Genomic DNA, 22,006 nt, shown 5'->3' on the forward strand with positions numbered 1-22,006 from the left:
TTCCGTCAATGGCTATCAGGCGTTTCGAAAAACGAGTAAAATGTTTAGCTGATACCTCTGCCTCTTCAAGAAGAGCAGACCACATCTGTGTCACTTCTACTAGAACTTGAGGATCTAGAGTCGCAAAAACTCGTTGCAGCGTATCGTGAGACGGAATCCCATTTTCTAACTCCAACACGGTTCGCAAGGAAGACTCATAGGCAGTCCCAAACTCCTCAATTTCATCCCAATATTCTGCACCTGATAGACGCGCAAAGAAAATAAGCAAGACAATATCTGACAATGTGTGCTTAATTTTCCAGGATTCTCTATCATCACGGACACCTATCAAGAAATCCAGTATCTCATTCATAACAAAATCCTCCACTATCTCTAGTATAGCAAAGGATTCGAACTTAGTTTATGAAACTGTTATCTGAAAACGAAACTTTCTTCATGCGTTTGTCGTGCTGCCTTAGGATAAATGGCAGGCATGAAGAGTTTTTACGTATAAGGTAGATGCTTGCATCATTTTCTTTTCGTCAAAACCTGGAATGTCTGTTTTACTTTTTGAGCACCTATTGTGTCTACAAACTGATCTTCCTTCTCTAAAACTGCAAGCATTTCTCTTAAATTCATAGCAGGGATATTTCCCGGCCAACTAACAGAATCTAAAATTCCTTCTCCCTTATTCGTTGGCATTAATACTACGCATGATTTTAGCTGGAAATATTTCGTTAGTACACCGAATTTCTCCTGAAATCGTTTGTGTGCATTTGCCATATTATGGGACATTTTCTTTGGTTGTCCAACATACGCCTCTGTCTGATTATCAATTGTATATAGTTTGTCATCTATCACTCGATAAGTAACATCCCCTGAAGCATAAAACTTTAAATCAATGAGCCAAATAGTCGTGGCAGAAACCACTATACAGTCTACATCAGCATCAATTTTTTCTTGATACAATCCTAAATTATGAACAGACCAGAACGTCAGTAAACGGTCTAAAAGTCCCCGTTTTTGTAATGCTTTAGCAAAATTAACTTCTCCTTGCTGCCCTAGATTAATCGCATCGCTCGAAAAACCAGAGCTCGTTAGCCCCTGTCCAGGAGTTCCATACATTAGTTCATGAGACTGCAGGTTATACTTCTCTAGCCGATACGGTTCATAGCCTGTAGACTTTCCTTTTTGACTGGAGACTTTCAGAATCTTAGGTTGGCTTTTAGGTTCTTTCTGATAACTGGCATTAAAGAAACGTTGAATATACTCAATGATTTGTGTTATCAGTTTATGCACGCACACCACCTCCTAATTTTGATCAGGCGCTATAGATTTCGAGATAATTACTTTCGATGTTCTCACCACTTTATTATGAAGCATATAGCCCTGTTGAAGCACTTCTACAATATCTCCCTCATCTCTCTCAACTTCTTCTCTAACGGATACTACTTCATGAACTTTTGGATCAATCTTCCCTGTCGTTTCAATTGGCTCCAGTCCATACCTCTCTAGTAATTCAAGCATTTCTTCCGCTACAGATGCATTGAATTCTTCTGTCGGATGACCACGAAGCAGACGATCAACAGTCGCTAACATTTCCTTCATAATCGGCAACAGCGCAATCCCAGTATCTAAATCTTGACGGTATAACAAATACTTTTTTATATCATCAATTAAAGAATTTTTAGCCTTATCCTCTAGTAGCCTTCTTGTGAAGAGTGACTCTAATTGACTAACCTTGCTTTCAATGGCATCAACCTTATCTCTCAATGATTCTTCCATTATTTTTTCTTTCTCCTTTGATTCAATTTCCACCCATATGGATAGGCATACTGTAAAATATAGATGCTAGCAAATAGCAATCCTATAACCAAACCTTTAAAACCTTTCCCTGCCATCCAATACGGAACATAACCAAACAACCATAGGAAGAATAAGGTACTGCATCCTGACTTCGCAAATTGCCGATTACTTGCGTAAGCATAGGAGTCTTCAAGAGTTTGTAATAAAGGTTGAAACTCTAGCGGAAGAACAACGTTGTATTTTTTTATTTTTCCTAAAATTTCTCCTACTTTCTCAACTGATTGTTTATTATCTAAAGTAGCAAATGCATCTGCTGTAGCTAATAATACCGTTCCGTAAAGAGTAGTAAGGTTTTCGCTATGCCCATACTCTTCCAGCAGATTTTCAAGATAAGCAATCATTTCTTCACCCAATAAACAGTTTGCAGCATATTGCATTTTGTTAGACAAACTCGGATCTAATTCTAAAATCGTTTCATAGATTTTCTTAACTTGTGTTTCATCTTTGATTTCTGCATATTGTGCAGCTGCTTTTTCTAAAACAGATACTTTCACTGGCACATTAGCAATGTTATTAGCTAACTCAAGTAGTAATTGTGCAGAACCTTTTTTATTACCGCCATAATATAGTGTATCCGCCTGTTTTTCTTTCCAATACGGATTCCTTGAGTATTGGAAAGCTTTTTCGTAAGATTCTTTAGCTAACTGGTATCTTTTCTGACTAAGATATACATCTCCCATTAACCCTAATATTTCTGGACTATGCGCATCTATGTCTAAAGCCATCGAACAGGCCATTTCTACTTCATCTAGTAATCCTCTCTCCTGTGCAATCGTCGCTCTAAGCTTCCAAGCATCTACATTATAGCTATCTACATTAGTAGCTTCCTTTGCGTATTGTGCTGCAAGCCTCAAATTACCAGCTGCAAATGCTGCTCTAGCGCGCTCCACAAAGTTGGCTTGGTCAAAACGGTTTGCCTCCGTATCTTTATTCTCTTGATGAGCATTAGATAATTCAACATCATAGGCACTTCTAGAATTTGGATCGGTAAAGATTTTCTCAGCTTCGGCCAATAATTGCATTTTTCTCTCCGCCATGGAACGTTGATCAAGATTGGGAGAACCTGTCAGAGAACGGTACCGTCTTCTTTTTTCCTTGATACTCTTTTGTATCGTTTCTAAATCAGCAGCTTGACTAACTTCTAATTCATCATAATAATTTACAAATACCATCTTCTGCTCCTTAATCAATCGTTAAATTTTGAATTTTCATACTTGCTAATTGCAAGTCAGTGCTACTCATATTTGCGGTACGTTCAATCTCAAAGTGTCCTACCAAAGTATCATTTTGGTCATAAACCTCTACAAAAACTGTCTGATCAATATCGTAATGGAAAGTAATTTTTATAGGGGTATTTTTAGGCCAAGTTCCTGGTAAATTTATCGTACTTTCACCAATAATCGTCACAAATTCCGGATCGATATCATCTCCCTGCGTCACTTGAACTCTGATACTTGCCTGATTATCTGAAACTGTCGAAAAGACTTCTTCATGCTTGGAGGGAATCTTAGCATTTTTAGGGATAATGATTGAATTCATTTCATTTCCCGTTTCAGGTGAAAGAGCTAGCACTCCTAAGGCTTGTGATGTTACATCAGATACCTCTATTTTCCCAGCAATACCGAGCAGTACTGGCTCCGTTTCTACTCCTTGATTGACCGCTTCTAACGCTGCTTGAATCGCCGCTCCAGTAGCAACCGCTTCATCTGGATTTATCGAATACTGAATAGAACGACCTAAATTTTTTTCTAAATTTGCTCGAATCATAGGCATCCGTGTGGAGCCGCCAACCAACAGTACATGGTCAACCTGTTCCCAGGATAGCTGCGCCTCTTCGATGACATCTTCTAATATTTCTTGCGTTCTTTGTACTAATCCTTCCGTTTCTTTCTCAAACTCCTCCCTTGTAAGCGAAATCTTATATGGTTTGCCTTTATAATCTAGGAATACATTTGTTTTCTCTATCGTCGTGAGTGAGCGTTTTGTAGCTTCTGCCTTTTCTCGTAACATTCCTGCAAAATCTGGGTCTACAATAACCCCTTCTGCACCTTCTGCTTCCATTTTCTCAGCAATTAGCATAGCCAAGGCATTATCAAAATCAAATCCCCCAAGATTTCGGTCACCATCAGTCCCAAGAACGTCAAAATGTCCATTCTCAATTTTCATTAAAGTGACATCAAATGTTCCACCTCCCAAATCATACACCAAAACTGTCTCAGATTTATCGCTAGACAAACCATAGGCTAAAGCTGCTGCAGTTGGTTCATTTAATACACGAAGAACATTTAGTCCTGCAATTTCTCCAGCCTGTCTAGTCGCTACCCTTCTTGCATCATCAAAATAAGCCGGAACGGTAATGACTGCGTCCGTAACCTCGTGACCAAGAGCGTTTTCTGCACCCTCTTTCAGACGTTTTAAGATAATAGCAGAAATTTCCTCTGCGGAATAAGAATGATCACTTAATGAATCAAATTTCCAGTTCGGATCTCCAATTTGCCTTTTTACATACTGCACGACATTATCGGGCTGAGTCGCTGCGAAATTCTTAGCTTGGATCCCAACCAATGGTTCGTCCTTCCCATCAACTGTCTGAAAAAACACAACTGAGGGTGTCAGCTTATCGCCATCTTGATTCTCTAAAATAATGGGTTGACCAGTTTCAGACAATATTGATACTGCCGAATAAGTTGTTCCTAAATCAATACCAATTGCTTTTACCATATAATTCTCCTTAAATTTGTAGCGTATTCAAATTCATTATATATATATATATATATTGTCAAGTAATTATACGTAAATTTCCCCTAATAATCTCTATATTTTCTATTTAAAACTGACGTGCTTATCAGAACTCTTTCCTTTTCATAACCTACAACACTGAAAATATTAACTGCAGGATATGAACTCATATTGTTGACGATTCTTCTATCACGTATCTACGGATTGAAACTGACTAACGTCATATAACAAAAAAAGCTGCTAGATTACCTTCTAACAACTTTTTATCTCTACATTTAGCTACACAGTGAATGGTCTATTCTTCCGAACCATCTACTGACGACGGCTCCTCCGTTAAGGAGCTACTGGACTGGCTATAGGTCGTTCCTACTACTGGACTGACTCCTGTATATGCATCAACCAGAGGGATGGGACTTGGTAAGCCAAAAAGAATTTCCCTGACTTTTACATTTGTCCGCAATTCTGTAGCGGTTGGAGCGTCAATTGATTTTTTAATGATATTTTGTATCTCAAGCACTTCTTCACTCGTTGGAATCTGATACGATAGACCATCAATCATCTCTCCACCGCCATCCAATTGATGGGTTTCAATCGTATTGAGAGAATCCTTATATCCCAACAAACCGGGCAGCGTACGCGGTGTAATGGACACATTAGTCCGCATATTGTTCGACACCGCATCCAAAATTGGCTTATATTGAGTGATGCCATCTAGCTGGAGTAATTTTTTAACAATGGCCTGAATCACTTCTCGCTGCCTTTTTTGTCGGCCGACATCTCCTTCTGGATCATCATACCGCATCCGTGAGTAGACAAGTGCCTGATTCCCATTGACTAGTTGAACTCCCGGCTCTACAACAGCTGTATAATCTGGCTCATGCTCACTGATCGAGATAGGAAAGCCTAAGGTATTGTTCACCATAATGCCGCCTACTGCATCAACCAATTCAATCAAGCCATCCATATTAATTTCAACGTATCGATCGATAGGAATATCAAGCATCTTCTCGACTGTTGCAACAGTCATTGGTGCTTGCCCATAGCTATAGGAATGATTGAGCTTTTCAAACGTACCACTCGACGTCCCATCCGCATTAGCAATTTCTACCATAATATCCCGCGTCAGGCTGACCATTGTCGTCTTGTGAGTCTTGGGATTGACGGTCATCAAAATCATCGAATCGCTTCGTCCATCTTCCCAATTTCCGCCACGACTAGCCTGATCCATATCCACTCCCATCAGAAGGACAGTCAAGGGCTTCGTTGCCTCAATCACCCGCTCTTCACTCTCGCCTCCAAGAGCTTTATAGGTCTTTGAAAAACTATCTGTTGAATAATTCAAAACAGTTGTCGCATATAGAGTCCCCGCCCCAACTGTCAGTCCAATAATAGCGAGAAGCATGAGAAAAATTTTCTTACCAATATTCATTTATCGTCTATCAACTTGCCCATATAATACAGGTCAAGCCACTCTCCTTCGTCTGTTCTAGCACCCTTTTTTTGAGTGCCTTCTATTTCAAAGCCTAACGCTTGGTACAAGGCAACGGCCCGCTCATTGCGCACTTGAACCGTCAATTCCAGTCGCTTGATGATTTCATATGTCCTTGCCCATTCGACCACTTCTTCTACTAAAATCCGACCAATCCCATGACCCCAATAGTCTTTTCGGACCGCAATAAAGACATTGCCGATATGACTGATTCGGTACTGATTAGAAGCACGCACCGTTACTGCACCAATGACTTCAGCGCCACATAGAGCAAGGAGATGCAACTGGTTTAGACTGCCCAAACTTTTTTCAAAAATAACTGCTAGCTCATCTGGTGTAAACTGAAAACCCGTCTCATCCATCACGAGAAAATCTGTCTCTTTTGCCACCTGGTTCATAAAGTCAATAAAGGCCGCTGCATGTGAACCTTCTGCTTCTTCAAAGAAAATTTCTTTCTTATTCGCTACCATGCTTGATTACCTTCACTAATTCGAGACCACGTTTGCCCTGCGGCTCCAATATCAACTGACGACCGTCCTCAACCTTCTCAATGATAATCCTTAGATAGCCATCTAAGAGAGTGTCTTCCAGCAACTCCCCCCACTCAATCACTGTCACACCATCTCCATATAAAAAATCATCTAAATCAATCGAATCTGGGTCATCACCAATACGATAAACATCCAAATGATAGAGTGGCAGGCGCCCCTCATATTCACGAACAATGGTATAGGTTGGACTTTTTACCATCTGCTGAACTCCAAGACCCTGGGCAATTCCTTTGGTGAGTGTGGTTTTTCCAGCTCCTAAATCACCTGTCAACACAAGAATATCTCCTGCTTGCAATTGCTGACCAATTCGTGCCCCAAGGACAATCAATTCTTCTTCATTCTGACTATACATGATGATTATTATACCACAGCAAGCGAGATTTGTCAGTTCTCTACTGAAGAAAAACAGACAAGCTGAAACCAACTTGTCTGTACGAGAGTCCTAATTTATTTTACAAAATCGCTAAGATAATAAAGTTCAGAATAAATAGAGCTGTTGCTCCCCAAAGAATTGGGTGAATTTCTTTTGCCTTTCCGGTTGAAACTTTGACCAAGCAATAGAAGATAAAGGCTGCTGCAATTCCGTATGAAATAGAGAAGCAAAGTGCCATGAAGAAGGCTGCAAAGAAAGCTGGTAGGGCATCTTCAAAGTTGCTCCAATCCACATCAAGGAAAGAAGAAACCATCATGACTCCAACGATGATAAGCGCTGGAGCTGTTGCAGCTGCTGGGACAATCCCTACAAATGGCAAGATTAAAATAGAAAGTAAGAACAAGACAGCTGTTGTCACTGCGGTCAAACCAGTTCGACCACCTGCTGAAATACCTGCAGCAGACTCCACATAGGTTGTCGTATTGGATGTTCCAAAAATCGCACCGATTGACGTACCAATCGCATCGGCAAAGAGGGCCTTGTCCATTTTTGAGTTGAAGCCTTTTCCGTTTTCGAGAGCTGCTTCATCTTCTGCCGAGAAAATACCTGTCTTACGACCAGTTCCGATAAAGGTTCCAAGCGTATCAAATGTATCAGACAAGCTGAAAGCGAAAATTGTCATGAGTACCAATGGCAGACGCTCTGTATTGCTAAAGAGAGAAGCCATGCCATCAAAAGCTGCAAGGAAGGTTGTTCCCAATTCTGCAAAGGCGCTACCGATATGATTTTCTGCAAGGTTAATAGAAGAAATATCTACTACACCAATTGGAATTCCCGCAAGAGTAGTTGCAATAATCCCAATAAGAATCCCACCGCGAACATTTTTAATGACTAAGATAGCTGTTAAAATCAAACCAAAGACAGTTAAGAGAACACTAGGATTTGTAAAGGTTGAAATCGCTGGAACAACTCCACCACCTGCCAAAACAGAGAAAACACCATTTGAGAAGGTATCTGCTGTTGCATCAGCAGGAGCAACACCATTGACCGTAATAATATCAGAACCTGATGTCAAGAATGTAATGAGGTTTGCATTTTTGAAACCAAGATAAGCAACAAAAACCCCAATACCGCCACCAATCGCATGTTGTAAGCTAACCGGAATCGCCTTGATAATACTCTTACGGACCTTTGTAACCGTGATAAAGATGTTAAACAAGCCACAAAGGAAAACCATGGCAAGAGCTTCCTGCCAAGTAAAGCCTAGACCGATAACAACGGTATAGGTAAAGAAGGCATTCAATCCCATTCCTGGTGCTAGCGCGTATGGAACATTGGCAAATAAGCCCATGATTAAGGTAGACACCGCACTGGCAATAATGGTTGCCAAGAATACCGCTTGAGAAGGCATTCCTGCTACACTAAGCACACTCGGGTTGACAAACAAGATATAAGACATAGCAAAGAAGGTCGTCATCCCTGCCATGATTTCTGTGGAAACTGTCGTTCCATTTTCTTTTAGACCAAAATAGTTGTCCATTTTCAAAAAATCTCCTTTATTTACGAACGATAAATAGATTATAACCTAAAAACATTCATCTTTCAAGTATAATGTTCGTGAAATTGTTTTCTTTTTCCTAAAAATATCTTGTTCATCTATAAAACGTTCGGTTTTTACTGCGTTTTCGTGTTCAATCAGCGACTAAGAAACAAAAATAAGATAGCTACACTTTGCCAGATAATCCTTATTCTGCTATACTTAGAGGTATTAACTCATCGAAAGGAGTTCCTCCATGAAGAAAAAAATGATTGCCCTTGATTTAGATGGGACCTTATTAAACAAGCAGAGCCAATTAAGCACCTATACCATTGATACCATTCGCAAGGTTCAAGAAGCTGGCCATACTGTAATTATTGCGACAGGTCGTCCCTATCGCATGGCACGCCAATATTATCAAGAATTAGGACTGTCTACTCCCATGATAAATTTCAATGGTTCGCTGATTCATATCCCTGAACAGCGCTGGAAATGGGAGAAAAATATCCTCATCGATAAACGCTATCTCATCGATTTTCTAAGAGAAGAAGAACGATTTGAAGCTGATTTTATTGCCGGAGAATACAAAAACAAGTTCTTCATCACACAAAATTATCTGGACAATTTTAGCCCTGCCCTCCTAGGGGTCGAGCAAATCACGCCAGACACCCTCATCAAGCCTGAGCGGATTACATCAGATCCCCATTCCATTTTGATGCAGACACGCGCAACCGACAAATATGCCCTAGCCGATGAAATCAACCATTATTTCAATGATGAACTAGAAATCAATACTTGGGGCGGTCCTCTCAATATCCTTGAAACCTGTGCAAAAGGTGTTACCAAAGCCTCTGCCCTCTCCTATCTCCTCGACCACTACCGCATGGAGGCGAAAGATTTGATTGCCTTTGGCGACGAACACAACGACGTCCAAATGCTTTCACTGGCAGGTGTTGGTTATGCTATGAAAAACGCAAGTGATACTCTCCTCCCCTACGCCGATCGCCTATCGGAATTTACTAATGACGAAGACGGCGTGGCAAGAGAATTGCGTAAACTATTTTTAGAGTAAAGAATCAATTCCCTTTTTGGTATTGATTTTTTTGTACGTTGATAGGATAACATCTATATTCGTATTCACATCTTTTGATGCTTTCGAACAGGCGTAACTTTCTCTAACCAGCTGTCACACTTCTCTGTCAACTTTTTTCTTGTTTCAGAATCCCGTAACCCTTTCTTTGTCAACCTTTATGCAACCTACCTTGTAAAATTATGTTTTTATTTCAGAAATTTTCGAAAAAATTTACTTACAATTAGCACATATTTACTTGACAGAGGGTTTGAAAACGTTTTATAATAAAGTGGTTCAAAAATGTCAGCTCAAAAACTAGCAACATGGAGAACTTTTATCATTGAACAAGATTTCAATTCAGAGCCGGTAGATAGGTGCAAGGCGCTGAAAATGGTCGATTTCAATGATTGGAAAATGACTTAGGAGGAAACATAATGAGTATCGGAATCATTATTGCAAGCCATGGTGAATTTGCTGCAGGTATTCATCAATCTGGTTCCATGATTTTTGGCGAACAAGAAAAAGTTCAGGTTGTAACCTTTATGCCAAACGAGGGGCCAGACGATCTATATGCAAAATTCAACAATGCTGTGGCTACTTTTGATGCGAATGACGAAATCTTGGTTCTTGCTGACCTATGGAGTGGATCACCATTTAACCAAGCAAGTCGTGTTATGGGAGAAAACCCAGACCGTACCTTCGCTATCATTACTGGTTTGAATTTGCCAATGTTAATTCAAGCCTACACAGAACGTATGATGGATGCAAATGCAGGCGTTGCTGCTGTTGCTGCTAATATCATCAAAGAATCAAAAGACGGAATCAAAGCCCTTCCAGAAGAATTGAACCCTGTAGAAGAAACAGTTGCTGCTGCACAAGCACCGGCTGCACAAGCTGCTATTCCTGAAGGAACAGTCATCGGGGACGGGAAATTAAAAATCAACCTTGCTCGTATTGACACACGTCTCTTGCATGGTCAAGTTGCGACTGCCTGGACACCTGATTCAAAAGCAGATCGGATTATCGTTGCTTCTGACTCAGTCGCAGCAGATACACTTCGTAAAGAGTTAATCAAGCAAGCTGCACCAGGAAATGTCAAAGCAAATGTCGTACCAATCCAGAAATTGATTGATGTTGCAAAAGATCCTCGATTTGGAAATACCCACGCCCTTATCCTGTTTGAAACACCTCAGGATGCACTTCGTGCAATTGAAGGCGGTGTGCCAATCAAGACCTTGAATGTCGGCTCAATGGCGCATTCAACTGGTAAAACCATGGTCAACAACGTCCTTTCTATGGATAAAGAAGATGTCGTTACCTTTGAAAAATTGCGTGACTTAGGCGTTGAATTTGATGTCCGTAAGGTACCAAACGACTCGAAGAAAGACTTGTTTGACTTAATCAACAAAGCAAATGTGCCTCACTAATTTCTCATCAGAAATTTCGATCCGATTGATGGTTTTATTCATTAGCAGACTTGAGCTGTTCACCTATCACACTTGAGCATGCCTATCTATATGGACTCAATTCAATCATTCTTGGCACAACAGAGGAAAAAACAATCGTTTTCAGCCTCATCTTATATCGTTATGAAAAGAAAGGATTTATCATGTCATTAATTTCAATGATTTTGGTCGTCGTAGTTGCATTCCTTGCTGGTATGGAAGGTGTCCTCGACCAATTCCAATTTCACCAACCAATCGTTGCTTGTACCCTTGTCGGTCTTGTAACAGGTAACCTTGCAGCCGGTGTTGCCCTTGGTGGCGCGCTTCAGCTTGTCGCTCTGGGCTGGTCTAACATCGGAGCTGCTATCGCTCCTGACGCTGCCCTTGCTTCTATCGCTGCTGCTATCATCCTCGTAAAAGGTGGCGACTTCTCACAAGGAGCTATCAGTGTCGCTCAAGGGATCGCTATCCCTCTGGCTATTGCAGGTCTTTTCCTTACCATGCTCGTTCGTACTGCTTCTGTTGCTCTTGTGCACGGTGCTGATGCGGCTGCTGAAAAAGGAAACTTCGCTGCTCTTGAGCGCTACCACTTGATTGCTCTTTCTCTTCAAGGACTTCGTATCGCTATTCCTGCTGCCCTACTGCTTGCTATTCCTGCTGAATCAGTACAAGCTATGCTTGAATTGATGCCTGAATGGCTCAAAGGTGGTATGCAAGTTGGTGGGGGTATGGTTGTAGCCGTTGGTTTTGCCATGGTTATCAACATGATGGCAACCCGCGAAGTATGGCCATTCTTTGCGATTGGTTTCGTACTTGCTGCTGTAACAGACATCACTTTGATCGGTTTTGGTACACTTGGTGTAGCCATTGCCCTTATCTACCTTCACCTTTCAAAAACAGGTGGAAACGGTGGGGGAGCTACTTCTAACGACCCAATTGGCGATATCTTAGAAGATTACTAAGAAGGGAGATTTACAATGTCAGAAAAACTACAACTTTCCGTAAACGACCGTAAAAAAGTATGGTGGCGTTCACAATTTCTTCAGGCTTCTTGGAACTTCGAGCGTATGCAAAACTTGGGTTGGGCTTACTCTTTAGTACCTGCTCTTAAAAAACTATACACGAATAAAGAAGATCAAGCTGCGGCTCTTAAGCGCCACATGGAATTCTTCAACACGCACCCATACGTGGCTGCTCCTATTATTGGTGTAACGCTTGCTCTTGAAGAAGAACGTGCAAATGGTGCAGATATTGACGATGCAGCAATCCAAGGGGTGAAAATCGGTATGATGGGACCTCTTGCTGGTATCGGTGACCCAGTCTTCTGGTTTACTGTTCGTCCAATCCTCGGTTCTCTTGGTGCTTCCCTTGCTCTTACAGGAAACATCATCGGCCCACTTCTCTTCTTCATCGCATGGAACTTAATCCGTATGTCCTTCTTGTGGTACACACAAGAAATCGGCTACAAGGCTGGTTCTGAAATCACCAAAGATATGTCTGGTGGTATCCTCCAAGACATCACAAAAGGCGCTTCTATCCTTGGTATGTTTATCCTTGCTGTCTTAGCACAACGTTGGGTATCTATCAACTTTACCTTCAATGTCTCTGAAGTGCCGCTTGCCAAAGAAGCATATATCCATTGGGATCAATTGCCAGCTGGTAGCGAAGGAATTCGTCAGGCCTTTGAACAAGTTGGTCAAGGACTCTCTCAAACTCCTACTAAGGTCACAACTTTCCAAGATAACTTGAATGGTTTGATTCCAGGGTTCATGAACTTACTCCTTACCTTCCTATGTATGTGGTTGTTGAAGAAAAAAGTTTCTCCAATCACCATCATCATTGGACTCTTTATCGTTGGTATCCTTGCTCGTGTAGCAGGTATCATGTAATATTCATTAAACATCAAGCTCTGACCTTGTTCACTCACCTTGCTGAACTTCAGTTCTAGCCGTAGTTGCACGATATAGTCAGAACATTGAGGTTTACAGAGTATCAAAAAGAAGGTTCCGGCCTTCTTTTAGTGTTTTTATCCCAACTATCGACAAGATAGCAAGCAAACCACAGCAAACTAGGAACAAATCCAGTCTATAAATGTGGTATAATAAAGAAAACAAGAACGATAAGGAATCATCATGGCACAATCACAAAATAAAACCGTTGAATTTCAGACAACTGGTGTCTCTTACCTTGGAATCGGAGGAAAGGTCGGCAAATTTTTAGTTGGTGACAAGGCATTGGAATTCTACGCAGATGCCAATGTGGAAGACTATATCCAAATCCCTTGGGAAAATGTTCTACAAATTGGTGCAAACGTCTCTGGAAAAACGGTCAGTCGGCATTTCCAAGTTTTTACAGATAGTGGGAAATTCCTCTTTGCCTCCAAAGATGCTGGTAACATTCTCAAACACGCCAGAAACCACATCGGCAATGAAAAAGTTGTCAAATTACCCACTCTTTTACAAACAATCGGTCACTTTTTTAAAAATCTATTTGCCAAAAAGTAAAAAATCAAGTATAATCATTTCAACGGATAAGTAGTATCAGGCGCTTTTCAGAAAGTCTGCGGTTGCTGTAAGCAGATAAGCAAGGGATATGAAATTCTACCGTGTAATTTATTTTGATACAAAAACAAGTGCACTCATGTGAAGTTGGATGGAACCGTGGCTCTGTCACTCCAACACGTTCATGGGTGCATTTTTATAGGAGGGAAACCATGTTAGATATCAAACGTATTCGTGCCGATTTTGACGGAGTAGCAGCAAAACTTGCAACCCGTGGGGTAGCAACTGAGACCCTAGCTCAAATCAAGGAACTCGATGCCAAACGCCGTGAGGTCTTGGTCAAGGTAGAGGAGTTAAAGGCTGAACGCAATACCGTATCCGCTGAAATCGCCCAAGCAAAACGCAATAAGGAAAATGCAGACGACAAAATTGAAGCCATGCAAAGACTCTCTGCAACTATCAAGGAACTCGATGCTGAACTCCTTGCAATTGACGAAAAATTACAAGCCATTCTTGTCATCTTACCAAATACACCCCATGATAGCGTCCCTGTTGGGGCAGATGAAGAAGAAAATGTCGAAGTTCGCCGTTGGGGAACACCGCGCGAATTCGACTTTGAACCAAAAGCTCACTGGGATCTCGGAGAAGACTTGGGGATTCTCGACTGGGAACGTGGAGCCAAGGTAACTGGTGCTCGCTTCCTCTTCTATAAGAATCTCGGTGCTCGTCTAGAGCGTGCTCTTTACAACTTCATGCTCGATGAGCATATCGCTGAAGGTTACCAGGAAATCATCACTCCTTACATGGTCAACCATGATTCTATGTTTGGCACAGGACAATATCCAAAATTTAAGGAAGATACCTTTGAACTTGATCAAACCAACTTTGTCCTTATCCCGACAGCAGAGGTACCGCTTACCAACTACTACCGCGATGAAATTTTAGACGATAAAGACTTACCAATTTACTTCACCGCAATGAGTCCATCCTTCCGTTCAGAAGCTGGTTCTGCTGGTCGTGATACCCGTGGTTTGATTCGCCTGCACCAATTCCACAAGGTTGAAATGGTCAAGTTTGCCAAACCAGAAAAATCTTACGAAGAACTGGAGAAAATGACAGCCAACGCAGAAAATATCCTCCAAAAATTAGGACTTCCATACCGGGTTCTTGCCCTTTGTACAGGAGATATGGGCTTCTCTGCAGCTAAGACCTATGATTTAGAAGTATGGATTCCTGCTCAAAATGCCTACCGTGAGATCTCTAGCTGTTCCAATACAGAAGATTTCCAAGCACGCCGTGCCCAAATCCGCTACCGTGACGAGGCAGATGGCAAGGTCAAACTCCTTCATACCTTAAATGGATCAGGACTTGCCGTCGGACGTACTGTCGCTGCCATTCTTGAAAACTACCAAAACGCAGACGGTTCTGTGACTATTCCAGAAGTCCTTCGACCATACATGGGTGGAGCCGAAGTGATTGCACCTAATTAAGACAGTTTTATAGATAAAAATAGGTTGAGGCTTGCTCAATCTATTTTTTAGAGCAATATAGGCATAGAATATGAACTTTTTATCTAAGCATAAAAAATGAGGACAGGTGATTTCTTCAAAATCACGCTGTTCCTCATTTTTTAATATTTTCGGAAACGCTCATAGCGTTCTGCGACTAATTGCTCTCTTGAACAGGATTGTAACTCCGCAAAACTAGTCATCAATTCTTTTCTTAAGCCTTCCACGACTTCTTTCTGGCTGCCTTTTTCTGAAATGACCTTGTCAACCACTCCCATTTCCAATAGCTCATAGGAGGTAATTTTCATGAGCTTGGCAGCTTCCATGGCGCGACTAGCATCTTTCCATAAAATAGAAGCAAATCCCTCTGGGCTAAGCACTGCATAAATGGCATTCTCCAACATCCAGACTCGGTCTGCTACTGCTAGGGCGAGCGCACCACCTGATCCACCTTCACCGATGATTAAAGCAATAATGGGAACCTTTAAATCACTCATTTCCATGAGATTACGAGCAATTGCTTCCCCTTGACCCCGCTCTTCCGCACTAATTCCTGGATAGGCTCCAGCCGTGTTAATCAGCGTCAGAATTGGTCGACCAAATTTCTCAGCCTGTTTCATCAAGCGCAAGGCCTTTCGATACCCTTCTGGATGTGGCTGACCAAAATTTCGTTTCAAATTATCTTGCAAACTCTTGCCTTTTTGAATCCCCACAACTGTAACAGGCATTCCACCTAAGAGACCGAGTCCACCGATGACTGCACCGTCATCACGAAATTGACGATCACCATGCAATTCTATGAACTCATCTAAGAGCAGACGAGCATAATCCAGACTGGTCAACCTAGCCTGATCACGCGCCTGCCGAATGATTTTTGCAATCTCCGTCATCTCTTTCCTCCATGCAGTCTAACTAGAAAACCAATTGTGTCCCGCAATTCCTGACGCTTAACAATCGCATCGACAAATCCATGTTCCTGTAAAAATTCAGCCTTTTGAAAATCATCTGGTAGCTGCTCTCGTACGGTCGTTTCAATAACGCGACGACCTGCAAAACCCACTAAGGCCTGTGGTTCCGCTAGAATAATGTCGCCCTCCATGGCAAAAGAAGCAGTGACTCCACCTGTCGTTGGATCCGTCAGAATGGTCAAATAAAACAAACCTGCATTGGAATGGCGCTTAACAGCTGCGGAAATCTTTGCCATTTGCATGAGACTCATAATCCCTTCCTGCATCCGAGCACCACCCGAAGCCGTAAACAGGACGACTGGCAATTGTTGCTCTGTCGCATATTCAAACAAACGGGTTATTTTTTCACCAACCACGGTCCCCATACTAGCCATGATAAAGGAGGCATCCATGATACCGAGTGCTACTTCCTGTCCTAAAATCTCTGCCTTGCCTGTCAATACTGCTTCGTCCAAACCTGTTTTCACACGGACTGCTGCTAACTTCTCGGTATACTGGGGGAAATTGAGAGGATTGGTCGTCTCAATACCTGTAAACAATTCTTTAAAGGAATCTTCATCGACTGTTAACGCCAAACGCTCGTAAGCGCCAATTCGAAAGACATAGGAGCAATGTTGACACATTTTTTCCTGACCCAGCTCTTTCTGGTAAATCAAACGCTTGCAGGCAGGACACTTTGAAAACAGAGCATCAGGCACTTCTGGTTTTTTATGAGAAGACGTGTTAATGAGCGATCGATTGGGATTGATGCGAATGTATTTATCTTTTTTTCTAAATAAAGCCATTGGCTCCTCCTTCTTTTCTCCTGACTAGCACAACTTACTCTACTGCTACACGATAACGAGGTAAAAATTCTTCCATGAGGTAGGCTGTGTCATAATCTCCTGCTACCACACGTTTATCTGCAATCAAGTCTAATTGAAAATCTGTATTGGTCACTAGGCCGTCAATTTCAAGTTCATACAAGGCTCGCTGCATTTTCATAAGAGCTTCAAAGCGATTGGCACCATGCACGATAACCTTGGCAATCATACTGTCGTAATAGGGCGGAATCGTGTACCCTGGATAAACCGCCGAATCTACTCGCACTCCAACACCACCACTCGGTAGGTAAAGATTAGAAATCTTACCTGGACTTGGTGCAAAGTTAAAGGCTGGATTTTCAGCATTGATGCGGCATTCAATAGCATGCCCTTGAATCCTGATCTCATCTTGAGTTACACTCAATTCTTGCCCTGACGCAATGCGAATCTGTTCCTTGACAATATCAATACCTGTGACAAATTCTGTTACAGGATGTTCTACCTGAACACGGGTGTTCATTTCCATGAAATAAAACTGACCACTTGCTTCGTCTAAGAGAAATTCAATTGTTCCTGCATTTTCATAACCAACCGCTGTGGCTGCACGCACCGCTGCTTGACCAATCTGTTCACGAAGTGTTTGTCCGATAGCAATCGAAGGAGCTTCTTCCAGCACCTTTTGATTGTTACGCTGAAGCGAGCAATCCCGCTCCCCTAAATGCACAACATGACCGTATCGGTCTGCTAAAATCTGAACTTCAATGTGTCTGGCTGGATAGATGACCCGCTCCAAGTACATCGCCCCATTTCCAAATGCAGCCTTGGCTTCGCTGGAAGCAGATTCAAAAGCTGCGCTTAGGTCTGCTGCTTTTTCTACCTTGCGAATTCCTTTTCCGCCACCACCAGCCGAGGCTTTTAGCATGACAGGATAACCAATTTTTTCAGCAATGGCAGTTGCCTCTTCAGCTGTAAATACTTCTCCATCTGAACCTGGAATCACAGGGACATTTGCCGCAATCATCTTTTTTCTAGCATTGATTTTATCCCCCATAGTGTCCATAACTTTTCCAGACGGTCCGATAAATGTGATTCCTACTTCGGAACAAAGGGTCGCAAAGGTTGAATTTTCACTTAAAAAGCCAAATCCTGGATGAATGGCCTCTGCCCCTGTCACCACTGCGGCAGAAACAATGGCATTCATGTTCAAATAAGAATCCCGCGAACGAGCTGGACCAATACAAATGGCTTCGTCTGCTAGCATGGTATGGAGAGCTTCCTCGTCAGCCGTTGAATAGACGGCCACCGTTGCAATCCCCAATTCACGCGCCGCACGAATAATCCGCACAGCAATCTCGCCACGATTGGCTATCAGTATTTTCCGAAACATGCTCTCCTCCTTTCTCCTACTTGCCGATTGCAAAGGTTAAAACACCACTAGCAGCAAGTTTGCCGTCTACCTCTGCCTTGGCTTCTACAACTGCAATCGTACCACGGCGTTTGACAAAACGGGCTGTCATAATGAGTTGATCTCCTGGCACGACTTGCTTTTTAAATTTGACCTTATCCATGCCCGCGTAAAAGACGAGCTTGCCCTTATTTTCTTCCTTGGATAATTCCAAGACGCCTGCTGTCTGCGCTAGAGCTTCCATGATAAGAACTCCTGGCATGACTGGATAGTCTGGAAAATGCCCCTTAAAGAAAGGCTCGTTAATCGTCACATTTTTTAAGGCGACAATCTCATCTTCTTTCACCTCAAGAACCCGATCGACCAAGAGCATGGGGTAGCGGTGAGGAAGAGCTTCTTTAATTTGTTGAATATCCATCATACAATCCGCACCAATCCTTGTCCAAATTCAATCACATCTTCATTTGCGACTAACACTTCAGCCACAATACCGTCACACGAAGCAGGAATTTCATTCATGACTTTCATAGCCTCGATAATCATCACTGTCTGACCTTTCTTGACGGTATCCCCAACGGAGACAAAGGCTGGCTTATCTGGTGACGGTGACAGATAGGCTACGCCCACAAGAGGACTTTCTACTACTGTCCCTTCACTAGTAGCATTAGGTGTAAACCCTCTAGCTGAAGCTGGTGCCGCTTCCACTTGCGGAGCAGCAACTGGTACTACAACTGGAGCGGCTGTTTCAGCCTTGTGCTCATTTTTACTAAAGACTAGCTGAACACCGTCACTTGTATAAGAAAATTCCCGTAAACTTGACTGATCAAACTGGCTCATCAAGTCCTTAATCTCTGTATTGTTCACTTAATCCTCCCAACGTTTAAAGGCAATGACCGCATTGTGTCCACCGAAACCAAAGGTGTTTGAGATCGCATGGCGAATCTCCATATCACGCCCTTGACCATAAATGACATCTGCTTCAATATAGTCAGACAATTCTGTCGTTCCTGCTGTCTTTGGAGCATGAGAATGGCGCATGGCTTCAATCACCGCAACCGCCTCAACGGCTCCTGCTGCTCCTAAAAGATGACCTGTGTAAGACTTGGTAGAAGAAACTGGCGTATTCGTTCCAAACACCGCTACAATCGCTTGACTCTCGCCCTTTTCATTGGCTGGAGTAGAGGTCCCATGAGCATTGATATAGTCAATATCTTGAGGTTCTAAACCTGCTTCACCAATAGCCAATTTCATCGCCTTAATGGCACCAAGTCCTTCTGGATGAGGAGAGGTCATGTGGTGGGCATCGCAGGTATTTCCATATCCTACGATTTCTGCTAAGATAGTCGCTCCACGTTTTTCAGCATGCTCCAAGCTCTCTAAGACCAGAACGGCCGCACCCTCTCCCATAACAAAGCCGTTACGATCCTTATCAAAGGGAATCGAAGCCCTCAATGGATCTTCGGTAGTGGAAAGAGCGGTCAAGGCTTGGAAACCACCGATTGCAAATGGGGTAATCGCTGCTTCTGAACCACCTGCCAGCATCACATCTTGAAACCCAAATTTGATTTCACGAAAGGCCTCCCCAATTGCATCATTGGATGAGGCACAAGCAGTAATCACACATTTGCAGACTCCATTTGCTCCAACCTGCATGGCAATATTTCCAGCAGCCATATTAGGAAGAGCTTTTGGAAGGGTCATCGGACGAATGCGCTTAGCACCCTTGGTGTTCATTTTTTCAACTTGCTCTTCGATTTCCTTGATACCACCGATACCAGTTGAGACAATCACACCAAAACGGTCACGATCGAGGCAATCAGTATCTAAAGCGGCATGAGCAATTGCCTCATGAGCCGCATACAAGGCATAAAGCGAATACAAATCATACCGATTAGTATCTTTTTTGACGAAATATTTATCAAATGGAAAATCCGTCACTTCTGCAGCATTATGGACATTGTAGTCACTCGTATCAAATTTGGTAATGGGACCAATCCCGACTTTTCCAGATTTCAAGCTATTCCAAAATTCTTCAGGTGTATTTCCAATCGGCGATGTTAGGCCATATCCTGTTACTACTACACGGTTTGTTGTCATGTCTTACTCCTTTATTGCATGGTTAAGCCACCGTCGATAGCGATGACTTGGCCAGTAAGGTATTCTTGGCGGGCTAGGAAAACAGCCACTTCAGCCACTTCCTGTGCAAGTCCAAAACGTTTCATCGGAATCTGTCCGAGCATGGCGTCTTTGATTTTATCAGACAGTACAGCTGTCATGTCTGATTCGATAAATCCTGGGGCAATGGCATTAACACGGATATTTCGGCCTGCAACCTCACGAGCAATCGACTTTGTCAATCCAATCACACCTGCTTTAGAAGCCGCATAATTGGCCTGCCCAGCATTACCTGTCAATCCCACGACACTAGAGACATTGATAATGGCTCCAGCTTTCGCCTTGATCATCGGTTTCAAAACAGCTTGGGCCATATTGAAAGTCCCTGTCAGATTGACCTTTAATACTGCCTCAAAATCATCTTCTGACATCCTTAGTGCCAAGCCATCTTTTGTAACACCAGCATTGTTGATCAAAATATCGACAGAACCTGCATATTCAATGGCTTCTGCCACCATGCGCTGTGCTTCACTGGAGTCCGAAACATTGCCCAACACCACGTGGACTTGAACACCATAGGCTGCAAAACTCTCTATTACCTCTTCGGAAATGTTACTACGCCCATTTAAGATGACATTAGCTCCTTGCCTTGCAAATTCATGGGCAATTCCTAGTCCAATTCCACGACTAGAGCCTGTAATCAATACATTTTTTCCATTTACTTCCATTTTTTACTCCTCTGCCATAAATGCTGCCAGCGTAGCAAGATTTTCGACCTGTCGGACACGTGCTGAACGATCAATTTTTTTCAAAAAGCCTGACAGAACTGCTCCTGGACCAATTTCGACAAATTCTGTCACCCCAGCTGCCTGCATACAAGCAATCGAATCATAGAAACGAACAGGCTCCATCACCTGACGTGTCAAAAGAGGAACGATTTCTTCTTTGGTCATCACCTGAGCTAGCGTATTGCCAACCAAGGGAAGGGCAAAATCACGAAAAGAAACCGTCGTTAAGACTGTTGCTAATTGCTTTGAAGCAGGTTCTAGCAAGGCTGTATGAAAAGGACCTGATACATTGAGTGGAATCAAGCGCTTGACACCAGCCTCTTTCAGCAAATCTACAGCTCTATCGACTGCAGCAACTTCGCCACCAATTACAATCTGAGCAGGTGTGTTGTAGTTGGCAGGCGCTACAATACCATAACTTGACGCAGCTTGACAGGCACTCGCAATTGTCTCCAAGTCTGCATTCAAGACGGCGACCATTTTTCCACTCCCTGCTGGCGCAGCAGTTTCCATATATTCTCCACGCTTGGCGACCAAGGCAACTGCCTCTTTAAAGTCCAAAGCACCTGAAGCTACCAAGGCACTATATTCACCCAAGGAGAGACCTGCCACCATATCTGCGCTTGCTCCTTTTTCTTGCAACAAGCGCCAAATGGCAACCGATGTCGTTAAAATCGCTGGCTGAGTATAGCGAGTTTGATTGAGTTTTTCATCATCCGAATCAATCAGGGCTCGCACATCATAGCCAAGGACACTGGTCGCCTCATCAAAGGTTTTCCTGACAATCTCATACTGGTCATACAAGTCCCTTCCCATACCTAGGTATTGGGCTCCCTGACCTGCAAATAAATAGGCTGTTTTTGTCAT

23 protein-coding genes are annotated in these 22,006 nt (G+C 42.6%); 6 read left to right on the forward strand and 17 right to left on the reverse strand.

All coding sequences use genetic code 11. The features are described 5' to 3' along the window. From ABPH35_RS04835 to ABPH35_RS04875, 9 genes are all read right to left on the reverse strand, one after another. A partial coding sequence (locus ABPH35_RS04835) for a transposase family protein (RefSeq protein ID WP_349988583.1) occupies positions 1-352 on the reverse strand: 352 nt, incomplete at its 3' end. Between the two features lie 155 nt (positions 353-507). Then, the gene (locus tag ABPH35_RS04840) at positions 508-1,278 is read right to left on the reverse strand and encodes a nuclease-related domain-containing protein (RefSeq protein WP_349988584.1); all 771 of its coding nucleotides are present in this window, start codon (positions 1,276-1,278) and stop codon (positions 508-510) included. Between the two features lie 12 nt (positions 1,279-1,290). Further along, the gene (gene grpE / locus ABPH35_RS04845) at positions 1,291-1,764 is read right to left on the reverse strand and encodes a nucleotide exchange factor GrpE (protein ID WP_349988585.1); all 474 of its coding nucleotides are present in this window, start codon (positions 1,762-1,764) and stop codon (positions 1,291-1,293) included. Continuing rightward, positions 1,764-3,017, reverse strand: a complete 1,254-nt coding sequence (locus ABPH35_RS04850) for a hypothetical protein (RefSeq protein ID WP_349988586.1) — start codon at positions 3,015-3,017, stop codon at positions 1,764-1,766. Before ABPH35_RS04850 ends, grpE begins: the two co-directional genes overlap by 1 nt. Before the next feature lie 10 nt (positions 3,018-3,027). Beyond that, positions 3,028-4,566: an Hsp70 family protein gene (locus ABPH35_RS04855; protein WP_349988587.1), complete on the reverse strand. Its 1,539-nt coding sequence runs from the start codon at positions 4,564-4,566 to the stop codon at positions 3,028-3,030. A gap of 313 nt (positions 4,567-4,879) precedes the next feature. After that, on the reverse strand, positions 4,880-6,013 hold the full coding sequence (gene lytR / locus ABPH35_RS04860; RefSeq protein WP_349988588.1) for a glycopolymer--peptidoglycan transferase LytR: 1,134 nt from the start codon (positions 6,011-6,013) through the stop codon (positions 4,880-4,882). Further along, positions 6,010-6,543 (reverse strand): GNAT family N-acetyltransferase, encoded by a 534-nt coding sequence (locus tag ABPH35_RS04865; RefSeq protein ID WP_349988589.1) that lies wholly within the window; start codon positions 6,541-6,543, stop codon positions 6,010-6,012. The genes lytR and ABPH35_RS04865 overlap by 4 nt, the downstream gene beginning before the upstream one ends. Beyond that, positions 6,530-6,979 carry a tRNA (adenosine(37)-N6)-threonylcarbamoyltransferase complex ATPase subunit type 1 TsaE gene (tsaE, locus tag ABPH35_RS04870; RefSeq protein WP_349988613.1) on the reverse strand — a complete coding sequence of 150 codons (450 nt, stop codon included), beginning with the start codon at positions 6,977-6,979 and terminating at the stop codon, positions 6,530-6,532. The genes ABPH35_RS04865 and tsaE overlap by 14 nt, the downstream gene beginning before the upstream one ends. Positions 6,980-7,076: 97 nt before the next feature. Continuing rightward, positions 7,077-8,537 carry an NCS2 family permease gene (locus tag ABPH35_RS04875; protein WP_349988590.1) on the reverse strand — a complete coding sequence of 487 codons (1,461 nt, stop codon included), beginning with the start codon at positions 8,535-8,537 and terminating at the stop codon, positions 7,077-7,079. A gap of 253 nt (positions 8,538-8,790) precedes the next feature. Between ABPH35_RS04875 and ABPH35_RS04880 the strand changes: the two genes are divergently transcribed. The 6 genes from ABPH35_RS04880 to serS all read left to right on the forward strand — a co-directional run bounded on the left by ABPH35_RS04880 (position 8,791) and on the right by serS (position 15,042). Further along, positions 8,791-9,606: a Cof-type HAD-IIB family hydrolase gene (locus ABPH35_RS04880; protein WP_349988591.1), complete on the forward strand. Its 816-nt coding sequence runs from the start codon at positions 8,791-8,793 to the stop codon at positions 9,604-9,606. Positions 9,607-10,040: 434 nt separating this feature from the next. Beyond that, a complete protein-coding gene (locus ABPH35_RS04885) occupies positions 10,041-11,033 on the forward strand; it encodes a PTS sugar transporter subunit IIB (protein WP_349988592.1) in 993 nt (330 codons plus the stop codon). Positions 11,034-11,215: 182 nt separating this feature from the next. Continuing rightward, positions 11,216-12,013, forward strand: a complete 798-nt coding sequence (locus ABPH35_RS04890; protein ID WP_349988593.1) for a PTS mannose/fructose/sorbose transporter subunit IIC — start codon at positions 11,216-11,218, stop codon at positions 12,011-12,013. Between the two features lie 15 nt (positions 12,014-12,028). Further along, complete coding sequence (locus ABPH35_RS04895; RefSeq protein WP_349988594.1) at positions 12,029-12,940, forward strand: PTS system mannose/fructose/sorbose family transporter subunit IID; 912 nt, start codon at positions 12,029-12,031, stop codon at positions 12,938-12,940. A 243-nt stretch (positions 12,941-13,183) separates the two neighbouring features. Next, positions 13,184-13,555 carry a DUF956 family protein gene (locus ABPH35_RS04900; protein WP_349988595.1) on the forward strand — a complete coding sequence of 124 codons (372 nt, stop codon included), beginning with the start codon at positions 13,184-13,186 and terminating at the stop codon, positions 13,553-13,555. A gap of 209 nt (positions 13,556-13,764) precedes the next feature. Further along, the gene (gene serS, locus ABPH35_RS04905; RefSeq protein WP_349988596.1) at positions 13,765-15,042 is read left to right on the forward strand and encodes a serine--tRNA ligase; all 1,278 of its coding nucleotides are present in this window, start codon (positions 13,765-13,767) and stop codon (positions 15,040-15,042) included. A gap of 140 nt (positions 15,043-15,182) precedes the next feature. Here the strand turns inward: serS and ABPH35_RS04910 are convergent, their stop codons facing one another. From ABPH35_RS04910 to fabD, 8 genes are read right to left on the reverse strand one after another with little or no spacing between them, the layout of a single operon-like run. Then, complete coding sequence (locus ABPH35_RS04910) at positions 15,183-15,950, reverse strand: acetyl-CoA carboxylase carboxyl transferase subunit alpha (RefSeq protein WP_349988597.1); 768 nt, start codon at positions 15,948-15,950, stop codon at positions 15,183-15,185. Then, on the reverse strand, positions 15,947-16,813 hold the full coding sequence (gene accD, locus ABPH35_RS04915) for an acetyl-CoA carboxylase, carboxyltransferase subunit beta (RefSeq protein ID WP_349988598.1): 867 nt from the start codon (positions 16,811-16,813) through the stop codon (positions 15,947-15,949). The genes ABPH35_RS04910 and accD overlap by 4 nt, the downstream gene beginning before the upstream one ends. Before the next feature lie 34 nt (positions 16,814-16,847). After that, the gene (gene accC, locus ABPH35_RS04920) at positions 16,848-18,218 is read right to left on the reverse strand and encodes an acetyl-CoA carboxylase biotin carboxylase subunit (protein ID WP_349988599.1); all 1,371 of its coding nucleotides are present in this window, start codon (positions 18,216-18,218) and stop codon (positions 16,848-16,850) included. A gap of 16 nt (positions 18,219-18,234) precedes the next feature. Further along, positions 18,235-18,657 (reverse strand): 3-hydroxyacyl-ACP dehydratase FabZ, encoded by a 423-nt coding sequence (fabZ, locus tag ABPH35_RS04925; protein ID WP_349988600.1) that lies wholly within the window; start codon positions 18,655-18,657, stop codon positions 18,235-18,237. Beyond that, a complete protein-coding gene (gene accB, locus ABPH35_RS04930; protein WP_349988601.1) occupies positions 18,654-19,100 on the reverse strand; it encodes an acetyl-CoA carboxylase biotin carboxyl carrier protein in 447 nt (148 codons plus the stop codon). The genes fabZ and accB overlap by 4 nt, the downstream gene beginning before the upstream one ends. Further along, positions 19,101-20,333, reverse strand: a complete 1,233-nt coding sequence (gene fabF, locus ABPH35_RS04935; RefSeq protein ID WP_349988602.1) for a beta-ketoacyl-ACP synthase II — start codon at positions 20,331-20,333, stop codon at positions 19,101-19,103. Positions 20,334-20,344: 11 nt separating this feature from the next. Next, entirely contained in the window at positions 20,345-21,079 is a 735-nt protein-coding gene (gene fabG / locus ABPH35_RS04940; protein ID WP_349988603.1) for a 3-oxoacyl-[acyl-carrier-protein] reductase, read from the reverse strand. 3 nt (positions 21,080-21,082) lie between these two features. Next, positions 21,083-22,006 (reverse strand): ACP S-malonyltransferase, encoded by a 924-nt coding sequence (gene fabD, locus ABPH35_RS04945; RefSeq protein ID WP_349988604.1) that lies wholly within the window; start codon positions 22,004-22,006, stop codon positions 21,083-21,085.

It is taken from the genome of Streptococcus handemini (genome assembly GCF_040984445.1).
In the GTDB taxonomy this organism is placed as follows: Bacteria; Bacillota; Bacilli; order Lactobacillales; family Streptococcaceae; genus Streptococcus; species Streptococcus handemini.